This window comes from Pseudomonas sp. P5_B2 (assembly GCF_056400445.1).
The window spans coordinates 1-1,770 of record NZ_JBFULH010000756.1 but is presented as its reverse complement, the minus strand read 5'-3'; the positions used below and the strand labels follow the sequence as shown (position 1 = coordinate 1,770).

5 protein-coding genes are annotated in these 1,770 nt (G+C 53.2%); 3 read left to right on the top strand and 2 right to left on the bottom strand.

The features are described from left to right. Positions 1–283 (top strand): hypothetical protein (locus AC1DRJ_RS26420; protein WP_477804743.1); only part of this gene is annotated, 283 nt, incomplete at its 5' end. On the opposite strand, the gene AC1DRJ_RS26415 is transcribed toward AC1DRJ_RS26420, so the two are convergent. Then, entirely contained in the window at positions 267–713 is a 447-nt protein-coding gene (locus tag AC1DRJ_RS26415; protein WP_477804742.1) for a hypothetical protein, read from the bottom strand. The genes AC1DRJ_RS26420 and AC1DRJ_RS26415 overlap by 17 nt on opposite strands. A gap of 111 nt (positions 714–824) precedes the next feature. Here AC1DRJ_RS26415 and AC1DRJ_RS26410 point away from each other — a divergent pair, with 111 nt between their 5' ends. Continuing rightward, complete coding sequence (locus AC1DRJ_RS26410; RefSeq protein WP_477804741.1) at positions 825–1,064, top strand: hypothetical protein; 240 nt, start codon at positions 825–827, stop codon at positions 1,062–1,064. Between the two features lie 11 nt (positions 1,065–1,075). Next, positions 1,076–1,204, top strand: a complete 129-nt coding sequence (locus AC1DRJ_RS26405; RefSeq protein WP_477804740.1) for a hypothetical protein — start codon at positions 1,076–1,078, stop codon at positions 1,202–1,204. Positions 1,205–1,226: 22 nt separating this feature from the next. Here AC1DRJ_RS26405 and AC1DRJ_RS26400 read toward each other — a convergent pair whose 3' ends face one another. Next, positions 1,227–1,484 carry a hypothetical protein gene (locus AC1DRJ_RS26400; RefSeq protein ID WP_477804739.1) on the bottom strand — a complete coding sequence of 86 codons (258 nt, stop codon included), beginning with the start codon at positions 1,482–1,484 and terminating at the stop codon, positions 1,227–1,229. Between the last annotated feature and the right edge of the window lie 286 nt (positions 1,485–1,770).

Genomic DNA, 1,770 nt, shown 5'->3' with positions numbered 1-1,770 from the left:
TGCCGCGCTCGGCATTGGGAAGTTTCAGATCGAAGTTGCCGGGGTGTTCAGGCCTGATCTGCACAAAGTAATGAAGGCTCACGGCATCAACAACCAACAGGACATTCACCAGCGGCTGCTGATCAACCTCATCGCCGCAAACTTCGACACTCAAGCAAAGATGCTCGCCTGTGTCACGACACCTTATGAAATTCCAGAAAAGGTGTCGCGAGTATTTTACGAGAAGAGCATGGCTGAAATTACGGCCGACCCGGGTGATGAGATAATTAGCCCTTCGCGGTGAAGCCAAGAACTCTGCGAAGAATAGCGACCAATAGGCTGTATTCAATCATGTGCTGGTGCCGGTCGATCAAAAGCTCTCCATCTTCAGCATGGACAGAGCCATTTGGCGACACTAAGAAGCTTCCAATTTCGGTCTCATTGTCGATCAAAACATCACGCACGGTTATCGCGCCACGAAGATAGACGCCTTGGTTAGTGATGAGAATCCTTGATCTGATATTGAATTTCTGTCCGATCACTCTCCCCGACACTCGAGATTGTTCACGCTCTAATTCGAACGAAACTTCCCCACCAAATTCTTCTGACGAAAAATTTATCCACGTTTCCACGAGTTCTAGGTAGCGGTCCGTTGCTCGCTTGTAGCTGTGCGCAGTCCTTGAAATCAGGGTTCTGAACTCATCCATGTCATATTCAAAATCTGACTTTTTCATATTCAAGCTCCATTTCTCATCTCGGCCCCATGCCGGTCACTCGTAATACCCCAACCCAAACCAAATTGCCACCACCGGTCACGGAGGTCGGCGCCTGACTGGAGATAACCCATGAGCACATTTGCAGTGTTTGGCATGACCCAAGATCTCGCCCTCGCCGAGGCGCGCAAGAAAACCAGTGGCACCCGGAAGAATCTCAAAGTGCTGGGCGGTACCGAGCCGATCCCTGAAGCTGAGTGGCTTGAGATGGTCCACAAGCGTGCCGAGAAGATCATGGGGGGGGGTACGGTTCGCCGTTCGACGCACCGCAGTACGCCGAGCAGTTCATTGAGCTGGCCCGCAAGACCCTGAAGTGCCGCGACATGCACATCAGGGCAAAGGCGGTGCTGGTCGACGCCCAGAACAAGCCGATCATCAATCCGAAGACCAAGGCGCCCAAAGTTGGCTTCACCGACTGGCCGCCGAAGCAGGATGCTCAAGCGGCCGCCTGACGCCCTCACCTATCGGGCTGAATTATTCAGGAGCAATGGTGAGCGCAGCATTCTGATTGGCATCGACAACCACGGCTCGACCGCGCTCTGTTTCCATGAGATCCCCGACGTACTTCGCGTTGGAGCCAGCGGTGTAAACCTCGGTGCCGTCGATCCTGTACAGCAGCTCACCCAAATTGCTACGCACGAATTCATCTTCATCTATCCGCCCAATCAGCTGAGCTGTTGGACCACGACCTGAATAGACGTTGTATCGGCCCTTCGTGAAATCAGTAGCCATTTAGTTCTCCTTAATCCGGCTCCATGCCGGGCCGAACACAAATACCCCACTTCAACAAATCACGCCAGCCGGCGAGGCGGGCGCATTATCAACTTTCGCCTTTAACGCTGTAGGCCTACGCATTACCTCGGTCGTACCATTCCACAGCGAACTTGACCGCCAGTTCTTCAGACTCTTCGATGCTTTTAAAGGGGCCGTCGATTTTCCCGATGACCTTTTCGCCTAAATCAGAATTCACGGTTACGTGAACCACCGCCGGAATAGGATCGTGGTCTTCGCCCCATAC